This is a genomic window from Pseudomonas sp. WHRI 8519, from assembly GCF_040224055.2.
GTDB lineage: Bacteria > Pseudomonadota > Gammaproteobacteria > Pseudomonadales > Pseudomonadaceae > Aquipseudomonas > Aquipseudomonas putida_X.
This window is the reverse complement of the sequence record NZ_CP167996.1, coordinates 1,050,090-1,067,107: the sequence shown is the minus strand read 5'-3', so window position 1 is coordinate 1,067,107 and position 17,018 is coordinate 1,050,090. Positions and strand designations below refer to the sequence as shown.

The 17,018-nt window shown below is 62.9% G+C and carries 19 protein-coding genes; 6 read left to right on the top strand and 13 right to left on the bottom strand.

Annotated features, from left to right (window positions below; translation table 11 throughout):
* Positions 1-156: 156 nt before the first annotated feature.
* Positions 157-1,008, bottom strand: coding sequence for a formyltetrahydrofolate deformylase (gene purU / locus ABRP30_RS04920; protein ID WP_241804771.1), 852 nt, complete (start codon positions 1,006-1,008; stop codon positions 157-159).
* 297 nt (positions 1,009-1,305) lie between these two features.
* Between purU and mvaT the strand changes: the two genes are divergently transcribed.
* On the top strand, positions 1,306-1,683 hold the full coding sequence (gene mvaT, locus ABRP30_RS04915; RefSeq protein ID WP_012312927.1) for a histone-like nucleoid-structuring protein MvaT: 378 nt from the start codon (positions 1,306-1,308) through the stop codon (positions 1,681-1,683).
* Positions 1,684-1,763: 80 nt separating this feature from the next.
* Here mvaT and sbcB read toward each other — a convergent pair whose 3' ends face one another.
* The 3 genes from sbcB to ABRP30_RS04900 form a co-directional block, all read right to left on the bottom strand.
* Complete coding sequence (gene sbcB, locus ABRP30_RS04910) at positions 1,764-3,200, bottom strand: exodeoxyribonuclease I (RefSeq protein ID WP_349976183.1); 1,437 nt, start codon at positions 3,198-3,200, stop codon at positions 1,764-1,766.
* 46 nt (positions 3,201-3,246) lie between these two features.
* On the bottom strand, positions 3,247-3,606 hold the full coding sequence (locus ABRP30_RS04905) for a PilZ domain-containing protein (RefSeq protein ID WP_241804929.1): 360 nt from the start codon (positions 3,604-3,606) through the stop codon (positions 3,247-3,249).
* A gap of 123 nt (positions 3,607-3,729) precedes the next feature.
* A complete protein-coding gene (locus ABRP30_RS04900; RefSeq protein ID WP_267821232.1) occupies positions 3,730-4,116 on the bottom strand; it encodes a tetratricopeptide repeat protein in 387 nt (128 codons plus the stop codon).
* A gap of 171 nt (positions 4,117-4,287) precedes the next feature.
* Between ABRP30_RS04900 and pyk the strand changes: the two genes are divergently transcribed.
* Positions 4,288-5,742, top strand: a complete 1,455-nt coding sequence (gene pyk, locus ABRP30_RS04895; protein WP_039604343.1) for a pyruvate kinase — start codon at positions 4,288-4,290, stop codon at positions 5,740-5,742.
* A gap of 96 nt (positions 5,743-5,838) precedes the next feature.
* Here pyk and ABRP30_RS04890 read toward each other — a convergent pair whose 3' ends face one another.
* The gene (locus ABRP30_RS04890) at positions 5,839-6,759 is read right to left on the bottom strand and encodes an iron-sulfur-binding ferredoxin reductase (RefSeq protein WP_349976240.1); all 921 of its coding nucleotides are present in this window, start codon (positions 6,757-6,759) and stop codon (positions 5,839-5,841) included.
* A 249-nt stretch (positions 6,760-7,008) separates the two neighbouring features.
* Here ABRP30_RS04890 and ABRP30_RS04885 point away from each other — a divergent pair, with 249 nt between their 5' ends.
* Entirely contained in the window at positions 7,009-8,532 is a 1,524-nt protein-coding gene (locus tag ABRP30_RS04885) for a fumarate hydratase (protein ID WP_016488901.1), read from the top strand.
* Between the two features lie 30 nt (positions 8,533-8,562).
* Here ABRP30_RS04885 and ABRP30_RS04880 read toward each other — a convergent pair whose 3' ends face one another.
* Entirely contained in the window at positions 8,563-9,435 is an 873-nt protein-coding gene (locus ABRP30_RS04880) for a carbon-nitrogen hydrolase family protein (protein WP_267821230.1), read from the bottom strand.
* Complete coding sequence (locus ABRP30_RS04875; RefSeq protein WP_349976182.1) at positions 9,432-10,022, bottom strand: GNAT family N-acetyltransferase; 591 nt, start codon at positions 10,020-10,022, stop codon at positions 9,432-9,434. Before ABRP30_RS04875 ends, ABRP30_RS04880 begins: the two co-directional genes overlap by 4 nt.
* A 115-nt stretch (positions 10,023-10,137) precedes the next feature.
* Here ABRP30_RS04875 and ABRP30_RS04870 point away from each other — a divergent pair, with 115 nt between their 5' ends.
* Positions 10,138-10,536, top strand: a complete 399-nt coding sequence (locus tag ABRP30_RS04870; RefSeq protein ID WP_349976181.1) for a nuclear transport factor 2 family protein — start codon at positions 10,138-10,140, stop codon at positions 10,534-10,536.
* A 36-nt stretch (positions 10,537-10,572) separates the two neighbouring features.
* Here ABRP30_RS04870 and ABRP30_RS04865 read toward each other — a convergent pair whose 3' ends face one another.
* From ABRP30_RS04865 to ABRP30_RS04840, 6 genes are all read right to left on the bottom strand, one after another.
* Positions 10,573-11,151, bottom strand: coding sequence for a DJ-1/PfpI family protein (locus ABRP30_RS04865; protein WP_267821227.1), 579 nt, complete (start codon positions 11,149-11,151; stop codon positions 10,573-10,575).
* Positions 11,152-11,202: 51 nt separating this feature from the next.
* On the bottom strand, positions 11,203-12,360 hold the full coding sequence (locus tag ABRP30_RS04860) for a phosphatidylserine/phosphatidylglycerophosphate/cardiolipin synthase family protein (RefSeq protein ID WP_349976180.1): 1,158 nt from the start codon (positions 12,358-12,360) through the stop codon (positions 11,203-11,205).
* A 1-nt stretch (position 12,361) separates the two neighbouring features.
* Entirely contained in the window at positions 12,362-12,943 is a 582-nt protein-coding gene (locus tag ABRP30_RS04855) for a YceI family protein (RefSeq protein ID WP_349976179.1), read from the bottom strand.
* Between the two features lie 44 nt (positions 12,944-12,987).
* Entirely contained in the window at positions 12,988-13,284 is a 297-nt protein-coding gene (locus ABRP30_RS04850; protein WP_349976178.1) for an amidase, read from the bottom strand.
* Positions 13,281-14,363, bottom strand: a complete 1,083-nt coding sequence (locus ABRP30_RS04845; protein ID WP_349976177.1) for a serine hydrolase — start codon at positions 14,361-14,363, stop codon at positions 13,281-13,283. Before ABRP30_RS04845 ends, ABRP30_RS04850 begins: the two co-directional genes overlap by 4 nt.
* A 63-nt stretch (positions 14,364-14,426) precedes the next feature.
* Positions 14,427-15,314 (bottom strand): acyl-CoA dehydrogenase, encoded by an 888-nt coding sequence (locus ABRP30_RS04840; protein ID WP_349976176.1) that lies wholly within the window; start codon positions 15,312-15,314, stop codon positions 14,427-14,429.
* A 148-nt stretch (positions 15,315-15,462) separates the two neighbouring features.
* Here ABRP30_RS04840 and olsB point away from each other — a divergent pair, with 148 nt between their 5' ends.
* Complete coding sequence (olsB, locus tag ABRP30_RS04835; RefSeq protein ID WP_241804759.1) at positions 15,463-16,218, top strand: L-ornithine N(alpha)-acyltransferase; 756 nt, start codon at positions 15,463-15,465, stop codon at positions 16,216-16,218.
* Positions 16,218-17,006, top strand: a complete 789-nt coding sequence (locus ABRP30_RS04830) for a lysophospholipid acyltransferase family protein (RefSeq protein WP_267821216.1) — start codon at positions 16,218-16,220, stop codon at positions 17,004-17,006. Before olsB ends, ABRP30_RS04830 begins: the two co-directional genes overlap by 1 nt.
* Positions 17,007-17,018: the final 12 nt, after the last annotated feature.

Genomic DNA, 17,018 nt, shown 5'->3' with positions numbered 1-17,018 from the left:
TCAGTGCCGTCCTGTTCGCTCAGGGCGTCGGGGTCGTAGCGAGAAAGGCAGCCTTCCCCGAGGGTAGGCGGTGCTGATGCGGTGGGTTTGTTGCGTGAGCCCGTCATGTTTCATCCCCTGCATGGCTGGGGCTGCGGTGCAGCCCCAAAGCCCGTATCAGTCGAACACCACAGTCTTGTTGCCGTGCACCAGCACGCGGTCTTCCAAGTGATAGCGCAGGCCACGGGCAAGCACCATCTTCTCCACATCGCGGCCGAAGCGGACCATGTCCTCGATGCTGTCGGCATGGCTCACACGCACCACGTCCTGCTCGATGATCGGGCCTGCGTCCAGTTCTTCGGTCACGTAGTGGCAAGTAGCACCGATCAGCTTCACCCCACGCAGGGCGGCCTGGTGGTAAGGCTTGGCACCGACGAACGACGGCAGGAAGCTGTGGTGGATGTTGATGACTTTTTCGGCGTAATCCTGGCACAACTGCGGTGGCAGGATTTGCATGTACCGCGCCAGCACAACCACATCGGCCGCATGTTCCTGGACCAGGCGCGACACTTCAGCGAACGCAGGCGCCTTGTCTTTCGGGTCGACGGGTACATGGAAGAACGGGATGCCGTGCCACTCGACCATGCTGCGCAGGTCGTTGTGGTTGGAGATCACGCAGGGGATCTCGCAATCGAGTTCATCGGTGTGCCAGCGATGCAGCAGATCAGCCAGGCAGTGGGATTCACGGCTCGCCATCAACACCACACGCTTTTTCTGAGCCGAATCCGTAATGCGCCAGGTCATGGAAAACTCTTCGGCTATCGGCGAAAAGGCTTCACGGAAGGCCTCGATACCGAATGGCAGCGATTCGGCGCGGATTTCATGGCGCATGAAGAACCAGCCACTCTGCTCATCGGAGTGGTGGCTCGCTTCGTTGATCCAGCCATTGTACAAAGCCAGGAAATTACTGACTTTCGCCACGATACCAACACGGTCGGGGCAAGCGATCACCAGACGATAGGTGCGCATGAATAAGACTCCAGAACTTCGCAAAGGCGCTCATTCTAGCGGCCCGCCCGGAAAAACGCAGTAATCATTGCACCCCGCCACCGCCCCTTGCGCGCTTAGACACGGGCCGTGGCACGCAGCAACAGCCAGGCGAAACATGACGAGTTACGCGGGCTAATGTAAATATTTTTTTAACCTTGAGATATTTTGTCACAGCCCACATAAACAGTTGATGAACTGATTAATAGGTTTACTTGAGAGTATCGCCTGTCTATTATTGCTCCACACATTTCCCGAACACGCATTAAGGAACACTCCATGTCCCTGATCAACGAATACCGCGCCACCGAAGAAGCCATCAAAGAACTTCAAGCCCGCCTGGCCAACCTGTCGCAGGATGACAAGCTGAAGAAAGAACTGGAGTTCGAAGGCAAACTGCGCACGCTGATGGGCGAATACTCCAAATCGCTGCGCGACGTCATTGCCCTGCTCGACCCAGAATCGAAGCTGAGCAAAGGCCCACGTGGCGCAGTCAAGACCACCGCCACCAAACGTGCGCGCAAGGTCAAGCAATACAAAAACCCGCACAACGGTGAAGTGATCGAAACCAAAGGCGGCAACCACAAAACCCTGAAAGAGTGGAAAGCCAAATGGGGTGGCGATGTGGTTGAAAGCTGGGCGACCCTGCTGGACTGATTGTCCGCTCGATCGCTGTACTGCTTAAAACAAAAACGCCGGCACGATGCCGGCGTTTTTGTTTGCGTGTACAAAACCACTCAAAAAGGAATGGCAAAGTGCTCTGCCAGTTGTCGGGCATGCGCCTGCCAGGCGTCCAGCACCTGGCGCCCCGGCTCGTCCGCCTTGGCCCAGGCGCTTTGCCGCGCCTGCTCGAAGTCGCCCAGCGTGTTCGGTGCTCCCCAGTGTGGATCGCTCAATCGCTGCTGACAGAAACCATACCAGCGCTGCCGCTCTTCGCTATTCAAGGTGTCCGGGAAGTTACGCGCCCGGTACCGGAACAACAACTCAGGCAGGCGCGGGTCATCGAACATCCAGTGGCCTTGCCCCAACTGTGAAGGGTCCAGCGTTCTTACTTGTTCACACAGCCGGCGGTCGCGGTCGCCGAGAAACCCTTCATACAATTGCTGCTCCGGATCTTCACTCGGAGCAAAGTCGTCCTTGCCGTAAATATGTTCCAGCTTGTGTTGCCAGGCGTTCTGCTGATTGGCCAACTCTTCAGCGCGAGCGTGTACGAGCGCCAGATCGATCCCGAGCCGTTGCTGATCGGCCGCGCGCAATACCGAAAGCGGCGCCACTACCGGGCAGCGATTGATCTGCACCAACTTCAGCGGTATGGGTAATTGCCCATCAGACAATTCCTCACGACGCGTGTACAAACGCTCACGAATTACCTCGGCACTTTCCCTTAATAAGGGTAGGGTTTCACTTTGCAGGTCGCACACAATCAGCGCGTTGCGATTACGTGGGTGCCAGGCCAACGGCAAGACCACCCCAAGATAATTGCGCGCTGCCGAGAAGCGCCCCGATATATGCACCAAGGGCTGCAGCAGACGGATTTGCTCCATCACTTTGTGCTTGCTGCGCAATTGGAACAGCCACTCATACAACTTAGGCTGCTTGTCGCGGATCAAGCGCGCCAGCGCGATGGTAGCCCGCACGTCGGAAAGTGCCTCGTGGGCATGCCCATGATCGATGCCGTTGGCCTTGCTGAGCAATTCAAGGCGCAAGCTGACGCGCCCGTCCTGTTGCGGCCAGACGATGCCCTCAGGGCGCAGGGCATAAGCAGTGCGGACCACATCGATCAAGTCCCAGCGGCTATTGCCGCCTTGCCACTCCCGGGCATACGGGTCGAAGAAATTGCGGTACAGGCTGTAGCGGGTAACCTCGTCGTCGAAGCGCAACGTGTTGTAACCCGCGCCGCAGGTCCCCGGCTGGGCCAGTTGCGCGTGCACCCGCGTCATGAACTCGGCTTCGCTCAGGCCCTTGTTGGCCAGCTGCTGCGGGGTGATGCCTGTCACCAGGCAAGCCGCCGGGTGCGGCAGGATATCGTCGCTGGGGCGGCAATAAAGACTGATCGGCTCGTCGATTTCATTGAGCTCGAAGTCGGTGCGCACACCGGCCACCTGCAACGGCCTGTCGCAGCGCGGGTTGATACCGGTGGTTTCGTAGTCGTGCCAGAAAATGCTGGAGGTCACGGGGTCGTCCTGATCGAAGGTCGCCCCGATTCTAGCGGACATGGCCTCAGACGGAAGCGTTGGCCGGATGGAAACTGAAATAGTCGCGCAACGAGCGCACGAACTCGTCGTACTCGCGTGGTGCCTGCAGCAGCATGAAGCCCGAATCATAATGCCCAGGCGTCTGGTCCTCACGGCACCACAGGCAACTGGCGGTCAGGTTGATGAACTGAAAGCCGCCACCGGGCAGCGGCAGGCGCAATTGCAATTCGAAATCCGGGCCCACCAGCACCGGTAACTGGCTGATCAACATCAAGCCATCTTCCGAGGCATTGCCCAACTGCCCGATCGGCTGATCGGTCACGCGATTGAAGACCATCAGTACGCAAGGTAACTGATGGCGCTCGATATGACGCTGGTTGAACATGGTCACCATTGCAGTCCGTACCCGATGCCAGGAATACGAGGTACTGGCGGTTGTTGTAACAACTGAGTTACAGGTTAGCGCAGCGCGCGCGGCAAATCCCGTGAAATAAACGACACCTTGGTGTTAACGCCAAGGAGAGGTATTCACCGGGTTGGCCATCGCAGCCTCGCCAGCGCGGTAGTGGCCCAGCTTCTCCAGGGTTTGCAGCCGCGCCTTGGCCCGGTAGGCATACTCGTTGCGTGGATACTGCTGAATCAGGTACTCGTAGGTTTGTGCAGCGTCCACGTAAAGCTTCTGGCGCTCCAGGCACTGGCCACGCAGCAACGACACTTCCGGATGAATGAACGGCCGCGCACGGCTGGTGCGGTCGACCTGTGACAGCTCGAGCATCACCCGTTGGCAATCGCCACGGTCATACGCACGATAGGCGTTGTTCAGGTGGTGGTCCATGGACCAGCGGGTACAGCCGACGGCGCTGGCCGCCAGGGCGAAAACGATCAGGGCTCGCATGGGGATCTCCTTTGATAAAGAGTATATCGGCGTGCCGGTATATTTCTTCAGCTTGCCACGTGCGGCTTGCAGCTGCCCTATCGTACCCGCCTTCAGGTAGTGCAACGGAACAATGACTACAGGGCGATTCAGGAGTAGCCTTTCGCTGCGCTTCACTATAGGAGTCTGTGCATGACCATCCGCCGTACCAAAATCGTCGCCACCCTCGGCCCCGCCAGCAACTCGCCGCAAGTGATCGAACAGCTGATCCTCGCCGGCCTGGACGTGGCACGTCTGAACTTTTCCCACGGCACCCCGGACGAGCACAAGGCGCGCGCCCGCCTGATCCGTGAGATCGCTGCCAAGAACGGCCGCCATGTCGCATTGCTGGGCGATCTGCAGGGTCCGAAGATCCGCATCGCCAAGTTCAGCAACAAGCGCATCGAACTGAAGATCGGTGACAAGTTCACCTTCTCCACCGCCCACCCGCTGACCGAAGGCAACCAGGACATCGTCGGTATCGACTATCCCGATCTGGTCAAGGACTGCGGCGTTGGTGACGAACTGTTGCTCGACGACGGCCGTGTGGTCATGCGCGTCGAGACCGCTACCGCTGATGCACTGCACTGCGTGGTGATCATCGGTGGCCCGCTGTCGGACCACAAAGGCATCAACCGCAAAGGTGGCGGCCTGACCGCACCAGCCCTGACCGAAAAAGACAAGGCCGACATCAAGCTGGCCGCGGAAATGGACCTGGACTACCTCGCCGTATCCTTCCCGCGTGACGCCAGCGACATGGAATATGCCCGCAAGCTGCGCGACGAGTCCGGCGGCAGCGCCTGGCTGGTGGCGAAGATCGAGCGTGCCGAAGCCGTTGCCGACGACGAAACCCTCGACAAGCTGATCGCTGCCTCCGATGCCGTGATGGTTGCCCGTGGCGACCTGGGCGTGGAAATCGGTGACGCCGAGCTGATCGCCATCCAGAAGAAGATCATCCAGCACGCTCGCCGCAACAACAAGGCCGTGATCGTGGCGACCCAGATGATGGAGTCGATGATCCAGAACCCGATGCCGACCCGCGCCGAAGTTTCCGACGTGGCCAACGCCGTGCTGGACAACACCGATGCGGTGATGCTGTCGGCCGAAAGCGCCGCCGGTTCCTACCCGATCGAAGCGGTCCAGGCCATGGCGCGCATCTGTCTGGGCGCTGAAAAGCATCCGACCAGCCAGAAGTCCAGCCACCGTTTGCACACCACCTTCGAGCGCTGCGACGAGAGCATCGCCCTGGCGGCCATGTACACCGCCAACCACTTCCCGGGTGTCAAGGCGATCATCGCCCTCACCGAAAGTGGCTATACCCCGCTGATCATGTCGCGCCTGCGCTCGCATGTGCCGATCTACGCACTGTCGCCGCACCGCGCTACCCAAGCGCGCGCGTCGATGTTCCGCGGCGTCTACCCGATCGCGTTCGACCCGGCTTCGCTGCCGGCCGACAAGGTCAGCCAGGCGGCGGTCGACGAGCTGCTCAAGCGTGGCCTGGTGGCGCAAGGCGATTGGGTGATCCTGACCAAGGGCGACAGCTACCACACCATCGGTGGTACCAACGGCATGAAGATCCTGCATGTCGGTGATCCGCTGGTCGGCTGATCGGTCTTGACCGGGGCCGCGCTGCGGCCCATCGCTGCGGTTCGTCGCCACGACGCGCCGCAGCGATCAGGCCGGTTCGATCACTGCACAGCGCCGTCAGGCATGCGCGACGAACACATCGGCAAATACCTGATTCCTCGGCACCCCCGCAATGAACAGCCGCCTCGCGAACCGCTCCACACTGGCCGGTGAGCCACACAGCAACGCAATGGTCCGGCGCGATGATGGCCGCAGTGTCGCCAGCGCTGCATCCAGCTGCCCTGCCAGTACCCGCTCGACAGTCACGCCCTCGATCTGCATCAACGGCTCAGCCAGGTAATGCCCTGCCTCATCATGGGCCACATGCATCACCCTGATCTCCCCCCGATGCCCCTGGCGCACCGCCTCGCGCAAGATGCCCCACAGGGGCGCAAGCCCGGTACCTGCCGCCAGCAGCCATAGCGCCTGCCCCTGCCAGTCCAGATCGTAATGCAGCGCCCCGCCGCGCAGCTCACCCAAGCGCAACGTATCGCCAACCTGCAAACCACGGGCCTTGTCGCAAAACGCGCCCGGGTGCCGGCAGTCGATATGAAACTCCAGGTACGCGTCTTCGCCCGGCAGGCTTGCCAGGGAATAGGGCCGGGCCACCGGGCCGTTCCACAGCACCAGATGTTGCCCCGCCTGATAACGCAATGCCCGCTCCGGCCTCAGGCGCAAGCGCAGCACATCACCCAACCAGTCCAGCGCACAGACCTGTGCAGGGATGCCGTCCAGCAGGGGGTCGAACACCGCCACGCGCAGGTCGTCAGTCACCCGGCACTGGCATGCCAGTCGCCAGCCCTGAGCGTGTTTTTCCAGCGCCAAGGCCTCTGGCAGTGCATCGGCAGGTTGCCCTTCCAGGCAATGCACCAGGCAGGCATGACAGCTACCAGCACGGCAGCTGTAGGGCACGTTCAGCCCCGCATCGTTCAGGGCATCGAGCAGATTGCTGCCGGTGGGCACCGTCCAGCGGCGCTCGCCCACACAGAGTTCAGGCATGGTCATCACTTCTCCGGCTATACATCGCCACTCTAAGGCAAGCCGGCATCGGCAGCAAAAAGGATGCCCGTCGCCTGCCGACCATGGTCCAGACCACGCGCAGGTGTTTCGCAGGCACAGGCGCGCTATACTGCCGCGCCTTTTTGCGTCGGCCTGACCTGTCGACGCCTTGCCAGGCGTTTCGACACGCAGGTGTGCAGTGTCGGAAGGCCTTTACGAATGTTCCCGTCTTTAAGAGGAGCGCGCTGCATGACCGTGATCAAGCAAGACGACCTGATTCAGAGCGTCGCCGACGCCCTGCAATTCATTTCGTACTACCACCCCGTCGATTTCATCCAGGCGATGCACGAGGCCTACCTGCGTGAAGAGTCGCCTGCCGCGCGCGACTCCATCGCCCAGATCCTGATCAACTCGCGCATGTGCGCCACCGGCCACCGCCCGATCTGTCAGGATACCGGTATCGTCACCGTATTCGTGCGCGTCGGCATGGACGTGCGCTGGGACGGCGCCACCCTGAGCGTCGACGACATGATCAACGAAGGTGTGCGTCGCGCCTACAACCTGCCTGAAAACGTCCTGCGCGCTTCGATCCTGGCCGACCCGGCCGGTGCCCGCAAGAACACCAAGGACAACACGCCAGCCGTCATCCACTACTCGATCGTCCCAGGCGACAAGGTCGAAGTCGATGTGGCAGCCAAAGGCGGCGGCTCGGAAAACAAGTCGAAGATGGCCATGCTCAACCCGTCCGACTCGATCGTCGACTGGGTTCTGAAGACCGTTCCGACCATGGGTGCCGGCTGGTGCCCGCCCGGCATGCTCGGCATCGGCATCGGCGGTACCGCCGAAAAAGCTGCGGTCATGGCCAAGGAAGTGTTGATGGAGTCCATCGACATCCATGAACTCAAAGCCCGTGGCCCGCAGAACCGCCTCGAAGAAATCCGCCTGGAGCTGTTCGAGAAGGTCAATCAGCTGGGTATCGGCGCCCAAGGCCTGGGCGGCCTGACCACCGTGCTCGACGTCAAGATCATGGACTACCCGACCCACGCCGCATCGCTGCCGGTGTGCATGATCCCCAACTGCGCCGCCACCCGTCACGCGCACTTCGTGCTCGACGGCTCCGGCCCGGCCGAGCTGGAAGCCCCGTCGCTGGACGCCTACCCGGAAATCGTCTGGGAAGCAGGCCCGAGCGCCCGCCGCGTCAACCTCGACGACATCACCCCGGAAGAAGTCGCCAGCTGGAAACCGGGCGAGACCATCCTGCTCAACGGCAAGATGCTCACCGGCCGCGATGCCGCGCACAAGCGCATGGTCGAGATGCTCAACCGTGGCGAAGCGCTGCCGGTTGACCTCAAAGGCCGCTTCATCTACTACGTCGGCCCGGTCGACCCGGTCGGTGACGAAGTGGTAGGCCCGGCTGGCCCGACCACCGCCACCCGGATGGACAAGTTCACCCGCCAGATCCTGGAGCAAACCGGCCTGCTGGGCATGATCGGCAAGTCCGAGCGTGGCCCGACCGCCATCGAAGCGATCAAGGACAACAAGGCCGTTTACCTGATGGCCGTCGGCGGCGCCGCCTACCTGGTGGCCCAGGCGATTCGCAAGTCCAAGGTGCTGGCCTTCGCCGAACTGGGCATGGAAGCGATCTACGAGTTCGAAGTCAAAGACATGCCGGTCACCGTCGCGGTGGACAGCAACGGTGAGTCGGTGCACATCACCGGCCCTGCGCTGTGGCAGAGCAAGATCGCCGAAAGCCTGGCGGTGGAAGTCAAGTAATCGGTATCGGGGCCGCGTCGCGGCCCCGATTCACGCAATACGCTCGAACTGCGCTGGCCAATCGCGCCGGGTAAAGACCTGCCCCTGCTCCCTCACCCGCCGGACCGCTCCCAGGTCCACATCGCATACCAGCCATTGGCTGCCCGCGGGGCTCAGCGTTTCGCTTTCACCCACCACCCCATTGCTCGGCATGCCATGATCCGGCGGCACGAACAACCCCGCACGCCCAACGTTCTCATCCAGCGCCGGTGACCACGGTGCCGAGCCCACAGTCGGGCTCTGCAACAGTGCTATCTGGTTTTCCAGCGCCCGCGCCTGAATACCGATGCGCACGCGGTGGTAGCCCGCTTCGGTGTCGGTACAACTGGGCGCCAGAATCAGGTCGGCCCCCGCTTCGGCCAAGTGCCGCGCCAGCAGCGGGAACTCATTGTCATAGCAGATCAGGATGCCCAGGCGACCGAGGCGCGTATCGAATACCCGCAGCCCCTGGCCCGCGCTGATGCCCCAGTGTTCTCGCTCGAAACGGGTCATCATGAGTTTGTCCTGATGCCCAAGCATACCTTCAGGCCCGAACAGCCAGGCCCGGTTGCGATAGTGCCCATCGTTGTCCAGCACCGGCAGGCTGCCCGGCTGCAGGTACACCCCCAAGCGCCGGGCGATGCCTTCGCACAGCGCCAACCAGGGTTCGATCAACGGCTGGACGCCGGCGATGGAGGCTTTCAGGTCGCCGCGCTGGTCGGCAGGCAACTGGCCGCTGAGCACCATGCCGGCGTATTCAGGCAACAGCAGCAATTGAGCGCCCGCCGCCACCGCCTCGGCGCATACGCGTTGCAGGTGCTCGGCGTAAGCACTCCAGGATTCATGCAACTCGATGGCGTACTGGCAGGCCGCCACACGGATCATATCGGTAATTCCTTGAGCCAGAACGACATGATCTTGTCGCTGCTTTCCTGCTCGTCCAGGTCGCGCCAGGCGTAATGCGTGCGCAGGGACGGGTCATGCAGGAAGCCCCGGTTTCGCCAGAAACCGTGCAATGGCTTGTAGTTGGCAGGCCGCCTTGGGTGCACGCCAGGGCGCTCGACGGTGCAGAAGGCGCAGCAATCGAACTCGGCCAGCTTGTGCGCGTAAGACTCGCGCTCGATGAAGAAGCGCACACCCAGGCCTTGGCCACGGTATTGGGGCAGTACCACCGATTCGCCGAAGTAGTACACGCTGGCCGGGTCGCGCCCCTGCGCCAGAAATGGCTGCTGAAACTGGGGCGCAACGTCCACCAGCGGCACGCCGGTCGAGGCGCCCACCACCTGGCCGTTGTCCAGGGCCAGCACAACCAGGCTGCGGCCGGAACGTGCATAGGCTGCCAGGTACTCGGCTTCATACTCCAGCGTGCCGTCATAGAGATAGGGGAACTCGCGGAAAACGGTCAGGCGCAGACGAGCGAGGTCATCGATGTAAGGCGCGATAGCGGCGCCGTGCAACAGGCGTATTTCCATGCTTGGCGGTCGTTTTGTCGATGTGGATGACGCGCTCGGCTAAGCCGGGCTTGAGGGGAAACCCTATCATCCGAACCAAGGCTGCACCTTTCCCCTACACGACAGGAACTGTTCCATGACCGCTACCGAACTGGTAAATGCCTACTACGCGGCGTTCAATGCCGGCGACATGCCTGCCTTCCTTGCCTTGCTGAGCGAAGACGTGGTTCACGACATCAACCAGGGCGAGCGGCAAATGGGCAAGGCCAGGTTTGCCGCGTTCATGGACAAGATGAACCGCTGCTACCGCGAGCGCCTGGCCGATATCGTGGTGATGCAAAATGCCGACGGCAGCCGCGCGGCAGCCGAGTTCACCGTACATGGCGAGTACCTGGCCGATGATGAGGGATTGCCTGCGGCCAAGGGGCAGACCTACGTGCTACCGGCAGGCGCCTTCTTCTACATTCACTGCGGGAAGATTGCCCGGGTAAGCAACTACTACAACCTCAATGACTGGGTCGAGCAGGTGGGTTGAACCCAGCAGCGCCGGCAAGCCGGCGACCAGGCCGGCTCAACTGATGCGCGTCCCCAGCACCTTGAGGAAGGCCGCAAGCCATGCCGGGTGCGCCGGCCACGCTGGCGCTGTCACCAGGTTGCCATCCACGTGCGCCTGGTCCACGGCGATATCGATGAACGTGCCCCCTGCCAAGCGCACCTCCGGCGCACAGGCCGGATACGCACTGCACTCACGCCCTTCGAGCACGCCAGCCGCCGCCAGCAACTGCGCCCCATGGCAAACCGCCGCAATCGGCTTGCTGGCCTGGTCGAATGCCTTGACCAGCGCCAGCACGCGCTCATCCAGGCGCAGATACTCAGGGGCGCGCCCACCGGGGATCAGCAAGGCATCGTAGCTTTCGGCACGGACCTGGACGAAATCATGATTGAGGGCAAAGTTGTGGCCAGGCTTCTCGCTGTAGGTCTGCTCGCCTTCAAAATCGTGGATCGCCGTGCGCACCGTCTGCCCCGCGATTTTCTCCGGGCACACCGCATGCACCGTGTGGCCCACCATGGTCAAGGCCTGGAAAGGCACCATCGCCTCGTAGTCCTCGACGTAGTCGCCCACCAGCATGAGAATCTTCTTCGCAGTCATCGCCATCCACTCCTTCGGTAATTGGGGAAGCACCCTGCACGATAGTCTGCTTCAGTTACGGCGGTCGAGCAGGTTGACCACCAGCCGGTCCATCCAGCCCCATATCCGTTGCTTCAAACGACGCCACAGTGGCCGGGCGTGCCAGTGGTCAAGGTCGACTTCGTGACTGAGGGCGAAATCGCGTTCGAAGCTGGCGACCACGGCGGCCGTCAGCGGCGGGTCCAAGGCCTCGACGTTGGCCTCCAGGTTGAAGCGCAGGTTCCAGTGATCGAAGTTGCACGAGCCGACACTGACCCAATCATCCACCAGCGCCATCTTCAGGTGCAGGAAGCACGGCTGGTATTCATAGATACGTACCCCCGCGCGCAATAAACGAGGGTAGTAACGATGGCCGGCGTAGCGGACCGAGGGGTGATCGGTCCGCGGGCCGGTGAGCAGCAGGCGCACATCGACGCCCTTGCCTGCCGCCCGGCGCAGCGAACGGCGCACGCTCCAGGTTGGCAGAAAATAAGGTGTGGCCAGCCAGACTCGCTGCTTGCCGCTGTTGAGCGCACGCACCAGCGAATGCAGGATGTCACGGTGCTGGCGGGCGTCGGCATAGGCCACGCGGCCCATGCCCGGGCCATGCACCGGCACCTTGGGCAGGCGCGGCAGGCCGAAACCCTCGGCGGGGCGCCAGGCAGTACGGCGGTGGTTGGCCTGCCACTGGCGGTCGAACAGTAGCTGCCAATCGCTGACCACCGGGCCGTGCATCTGCACCATTACCTCATGCCACTCGCTGGTCGCTTCGCCCGGCGTCCAGAACTCATCGGTGACACCGGTACCCCCGACCACCGCCAGGCGCTCGTCAACCAGCAGCAGCTTGCGATGGTCGCGATACAGGTTGCGCAGGCCGCGGCGCCAGCGCAGGCGGTTGTACCAGCGCAGGTACACACCGGCATCGAGCAGGCGTTGGCGCAAAGCCGAATTGAACGCCAGCGAGCCGTAGTCATCGAACAGGCACCGCACGCGTACCCCACGCCGGGCGGCCTGCTCCAGCGCATCGACCACCGCTTCGGCGCACGCACCGGCCTCGACCAGATACAACTCAAGATCGACCTGGGCTTGCGCATCCACGATCGCCTGAAGCATGCGTGGAAAGAATTCGGGGCCGTCGATCAGCAGTTCGAACTGGTTGCCATCACGCCAGGGAAAGACCGGCCCCGGCATGTCAGCGGGCGTTGAAAATCAGCACCGCATTGACCGGTACCGTCGGGTTGATGGATTTGAGCTTGGCGAACTTGCGCAAGGTTTCCAGCCCGGGCAGCAAGCCGAAATCGTGGGCCTGCACAATCAGTGGCTCAAGGGTCACCACCTGGAAGCGCCGCGCATCGAGGCGGGTTGCCAGCAACAAGGCGTTGTAGCTGTGCGACTGGCCATGCAGCGTAACGGTCAACGGCAGGCGCAGTTCGATCTGCGCGCCATCGGCCAGGTCGTTTATCGGCCGCAGGTCGAGCTGGGCCTTGACCGTCGCTTCGGCAAAGCGGCCGACCTCGAACAGATCGTCACGCATGCGCTCGTCCCGCAGCGGGATACCACTGCTGACCGAATCCATCTCGATACGCAGCCCGGCGGCGCCTTTGCGGTCGACGGTACCATGCAAGACCAGAAAACGATGGACTTCGGCCGTGTCGCCGTCCTTGCCAGTGACGAATGAAAGGCGTGAGGACTCACCATCGAGGTGCCAATTGGCGTGAGCGGGCAGGCACAGAGCCAGCAACAGGGCGGGTAAAAGACGGGGCAGCTTGAACATGACAGATCTCGTGAAACCAGACCGCCAACCTTACCCGGCCCTCTTCATGGCAGCAAGCGGCAGCCAACCTGCGTGCCCTGCCATGCCGCCTGATTGCGCTGGCCCAGCCCTGCGGCACTGACCAGACGCCGCTGGCTGTCTTCCTCCAGCATGCTCAACGGCAACCACTGCGCTACATAACCCCGGCAATAGTCAGGGTCCAAACCCATGACGAAACGGCAGGAGCAATACTCCTTGGCCGAATAAGCCGAAAGAATACCCGGGAAGTCCGCCAATGCCTGGCGCTCCAGCCAGGCCCAGCCCAGCAAGGCAAGCATCACCAGCCCCAACAGCCGCTTCATGCCCCCTCCTTGGCCAGCGCTGTCAGCACGCGCCTTAGCAGTTCGTTATGGCTGTAACTGCCATCACGGTCATCGGCGTAGCGGACGATGACCAGCTTGTGGCCCGGCAGTATGTAAAGGGCCTGGCCCCAGTGGCCGAGGGCGGCAAAGGTGTCTGCCGGCGCGTCAGGCCAGGGCAAGGTACTGCCCGGCAGTGGCTGGTTGAGCCACCAGTGGCCACCGGGGTTGGCTTCGCCGGGCAGCGGTGTGGCCTGGCTGAACAGGGTACGATTGAAGGCAACCCAGCTTGCCGGCAGCAACTGGCGGCCACCCCAGCGCCCTTCACGCTGCATCAACAGGCCGATGCGTGCCAGGTCGCGGGCACTGAGGTAGAGGTAGGAAGAGCCAACGAAGGTGCCACTGCCATCGCGCTCCCACACGGCGCTGTGAATGCCCAGCGGGGTGAACAGCGCCTGCCAGGGGTAGTCAGGGTAAGCACCGCCCTTGAGCATGCCGCGCAATGCGGCGGCCAGGACATTGCTGTCGCCACTCGAATACAGGAATCGCTGCCCAGGCGCTTCGGCAACGGGCCTTGCAGCGGTATAAGCGGCCATGTCATGGCGCCCTCGGGTATAGAGCATTGCCACCACCGAGGATTTCAGCGGTGCGTATTCGTAGTCTTCCTGCCAGGCCAGGCCACTGGCCCAATGCAACAGGTCGGCCATACGCACATCGGGGTGGGCCTGCATGGGCGGGTAATAGCGTGCTGCGGGGTCCTGCAACTGAAAACGCCCCTCGCCCTGGGCCACGCCCAGCACTGTAGCCAGTACGCTCTTGCTCACCGACCAGGTCAGGTGGGCGGTTTTCGCGGTGGTAGGCGCGGCGTACCGCTCGTGCAGGATGCGGCCGTCGCGGATGATCAGCAGGGCGTCGCTGCGAATGCCGCTGCGCCGGGTGGTAGCGCGCTCCGGGAAGGCATAGCTATCGACAGCCTGCCAGTCGATGGCCGTGGTGTCGGCTTGCCACTCTGGCAGGGGCCAGTCCTCTGCCCTGGCCGAACCAAGCGCCACCGCCAGGATAATCAGCCCGGTCTTCAACATGAACGCCTCTTGGGGCCGCAGGGCGACCCGGGTGTCAACGGATCAGGCGATCCTGCCAGGCGTTCATGACAATCCGGCAGCCTCCCAAGCCTTGGCCAGGCGCTTTTCCCGAGCAGCCGTCGCCAGCGCCATGACGCCCTGATCGCGCTGCCACAGCTGCGCCCATTGCGCCGGCCCGGCCGACAGGGCTTCGTCGATGGACGGCTTCAGTGCCTGAAACTGCGCAAACAAGCCCGCCAGCAATAAATGGCAGCCGACACTGTCGGCGCACTGGCGGCTGGCCTCGGCACAACCCGCCAACAAGCCGATCAGGCGCAACCGCAGCGCCTGTTGCCAGCCGCTTTCCTGCGCTACGCCATACAACCAGGCAACCATTGCCGCCAGCACGTACAAATCTTCCAGTGAGCGAAACGGTTTGACGTATGCATCCCACCCATCACCGGCCAGCAGTTCGCAGGCAGCCTGGCGAAGTTGCAGGCGCCCGTGGCCGACATCAGGCATCAATGGCAGGGTCGGCAATGCCTCCAGGGTCACCCCTGGCTCACCCGGGTAAACCACCCCCAGGCTCAGGCGCGGTGCTTCACCCTGCCCCTCGCTGCGTGCCGCCACCAGCAGCCATTCGGCGTCAAGCCCCGCGGTCACGAAGTCCTTACTACCCGTCAGACGCAAAGCCTCCAGGCGCGTCTGCATGTGCGCCGGGCGCACGCTACGCCCCTCGGTGGCGCACAACGCGCCGAGGGTGGCGGGGGCACTGGGCCACAGCACACGCAAGGCGGCCTGGTAGCCAAGCAGAAACGCCAGGCCAGGTGTGGCCATGGCGCGCCCACCCAGCACCGCCAGCTCGAACGGGGCGCACCCGCCGAGGCGTTCGAGCTGCGCGGCATAGAGCTCGCCCAAGGTGTCGGCCAGAGGCTGGCGAAAGGGATCGTTGAATCGTTGCAACCAGGCCATCGGACGCTCCTCTCATAAGCGCTTGCCAGGGGTGTCACGCAAGCATCACCAAAGGTTCACAGGGGTGACACCGCGCCTACCTAGGCTGACTTTGCACAACAAAGCCGACCGGCCGCAACCCTTCATGGCTGGCTTAGGGAGACTCGCAATGACTCGGACCGCTCGCTCTGGCGACAACAGCACTGAACGCCGTCTGCAAGCCGAACGCCTGGTCGGCGCCGCGGCCCTGCAGGAAGCACAGGCCCTGCGCTACAACGTGTTCAGCGCAGAATTCAAGGCCAGGCTCAAGGGCGCTGAACTGGGCCTGGACATGGATGACTACGACGTACACTGCCAGCACATCGGCGTACGCGACCTGAGCACCGGCGAACTGGTCGCCACCACCCGCCTGCTCGACCATCAGGCCGCCAGCAGCCTGGGGCGTTTCTACAGTGAAGAAGAATTCAGCCTGCATGGCCTGCTGCAACTGCAGGGGCCAATCCTCGAACTGGGCCGCACCTGCGTGGACCCCGGCTACCGCAACGGCGGCACCATCGCCGTGCTCTGGGGCGAGCTGGCCGAAGTGCTCAATGAAGGCCGTTACAGCTACCTGATGGGCTGCGCGAGCATCCCCATGCAGGATGGCGGTGTTCAGGCCCATGCTGTCATGCAACGGCTGCGCGAACGCTACCTGTGCACCGAACATCTGCGTGCAGAACCGAAGAACCCGCTGCCCACCCTGGCCCTGCCGCACAATGTCATCGCTGAAATGCCGCCGCTGCTGAAGGCCTACATGCGCCTGGGTGCGAAGATCTGCGGTGAACCCTGCTGGGATGAGGACTTCCAGGTTGCCGACGTGTTCATCCTGCTCAAGCGTGATGACCTGTGCCCGCGTTACGCCCGCCATTTCAAGGCAGCGGTCTGATGCCCAAGCTGCGGGTGTTCGCCCGCCTCGCAAGGCTGTTGTTGGTGCTGCTCTTGGGCATGCTCATGGCCAGCGTGATCGCCGTCGGCGAACGCCTGGGCAGCAAAGCCTCCATCGAGCGCCGCCAGCGCTGGACCTGCCTGTTCATGAAGCGCCTGGTCGCGGCCCTGCCCTTCGACGTGCAGGTAATCGGTGAGCTGCCCAAACGGCCGATGTTGTGGGTCAGCAACCACGTGTCCTGGACCGATATCCCACTGCTCGGCATGCTGCTGCCGCTGTCGTTCCTGTCCAAGGCCGAAGTCCGCCACTGGCCAGTGGCGGGCTGGCTGGCGGAGAAAGCCGGCACGTTGTTCATCCGCCGCGGCGGCGGCGACAGCCAGCGCCTGCGTGAACAGATCAGCGCACAACTGGGCGACGCCAGGCCGCTGTTGATCTTCCCCGAAGGCACCACGACCGACGGGCGCCAGGTGCGGACCTTCCACGGGCGTTTGCTGGCAGGGGCCATCGATCAGGGTGTGGCGGTGCAGCCCGTTGCCCTTGCGTACCTGCGCAACGGCGAGGCCGACCTGGTTGCGCCGTTCATTGGTAACGATGACCTGGTGGCCCACCTGTTGCGCCTGTTCGCCGAGCCGCGGGGTAAGGTGTGCATTCACCTGTTGCAGCCGATCAGCAGCGTGAACAAAGAGCGCGCGGCGTTGGCATTGCAGGCGCAGCAGGCCATCGAGCGGGCGTTGTTCGGCGTGGGCGAAGTCGAGGTGGCCCTGGGCCGACAGGCTCAGGTGGCTTGATGCTCGATTGGC

What these genes read in the sequence shown, in the direction of transcription:
- purU (WP_241804771.1), bottom strand. Translation starts at nt 1,008, where the DNA reads ATGCGCACCTATCGTCTGGTGATCGCTTGCCCCGACCGTGTTGGTATC.
- mvaT (WP_012312927.1), top strand. Translation starts at nt 1,306, where the DNA reads ATGTCCCTGATCAACGAATACCGCGCCACCGAAGAAGCCATCAAAGAA.
- ABRP30_RS04905 (WP_241804929.1), bottom strand. Translation starts at nt 3,606, where the DNA reads ATGTTCAACCAGCGTCATATCGAGCGCCATCAGTTACCTTGCGTACTG.
- ABRP30_RS04900 (WP_267821232.1), bottom strand. Translation starts at nt 4,116, where the DNA reads ATGCGAGCCCTGATCGTTTTCGCCCTGGCGGCCAGCGCCGTCGGCTGT.
- pyk (WP_039604343.1), top strand. Translation starts at nt 4,288, where the DNA reads ATGACCATCCGCCGTACCAAAATCGTCGCCACCCTCGGCCCCGCCAGC.
- ABRP30_RS04890 (WP_349976240.1), bottom strand. Translation starts at nt 6,759, where the DNA reads ATGCCTGAACTCTGTGTGGGCGAGCGCCGCTGGACGGTGCCCACCGGC.
- ABRP30_RS04885 (WP_016488901.1), top strand. Translation starts at nt 7,009, where the DNA reads ATGACCGTGATCAAGCAAGACGACCTGATTCAGAGCGTCGCCGACGCC.
- ABRP30_RS04880 (WP_267821230.1), bottom strand. Translation starts at nt 9,435, where the DNA reads ATGATCCGTGTGGCGGCCTGCCAGTACGCCATCGAGTTGCATGAATCC.
- ABRP30_RS04875 (WP_349976182.1), bottom strand. Translation starts at nt 10,022, where the DNA reads ATGGAAATACGCCTGTTGCACGGCGCCGCTATCGCGCCTTACATCGAT.
- ABRP30_RS04870 (WP_349976181.1), top strand. Translation starts at nt 10,138, where the DNA reads ATGACCGCTACCGAACTGGTAAATGCCTACTACGCGGCGTTCAATGCC.
- ABRP30_RS04865 (WP_267821227.1), bottom strand. Translation starts at nt 11,151, where the DNA reads ATGACTGCGAAGAAGATTCTCATGCTGGTGGGCGACTACGTCGAGGAC.
- ABRP30_RS04860 (WP_349976180.1), bottom strand. Translation starts at nt 12,360, where the DNA reads ATGCCGGGGCCGGTCTTTCCCTGGCGTGATGGCAACCAGTTCGAACTG.
- ABRP30_RS04855 (WP_349976179.1), bottom strand. Translation starts at nt 12,943, where the DNA reads ATGTTCAAGCTGCCCCGTCTTTTACCCGCCCTGTTGCTGGCTCTGTGC.
- ABRP30_RS04850 (WP_349976178.1), bottom strand. Translation starts at nt 13,284, where the DNA reads ATGAAGCGGCTGTTGGGGCTGGTGATGCTTGCCTTGCTGGGCTGGGCC.
- ABRP30_RS04845 (WP_349976177.1), bottom strand. Translation starts at nt 14,363, where the DNA reads ATGTTGAAGACCGGGCTGATTATCCTGGCGGTGGCGCTTGGTTCGGCC.
- ABRP30_RS04840 (WP_349976176.1), bottom strand. Translation starts at nt 15,314, where the DNA reads ATGGCCTGGTTGCAACGATTCAACGATCCCTTTCGCCAGCCTCTGGCC.
- olsB (WP_241804759.1), top strand. Translation starts at nt 15,463, where the DNA reads ATGACTCGGACCGCTCGCTCTGGCGACAACAGCACTGAACGCCGTCTG.
- ABRP30_RS04830 (WP_267821216.1), top strand. Translation starts at nt 16,218, where the DNA reads ATGCCCAAGCTGCGGGTGTTCGCCCGCCTCGCAAGGCTGTTGTTGGTG.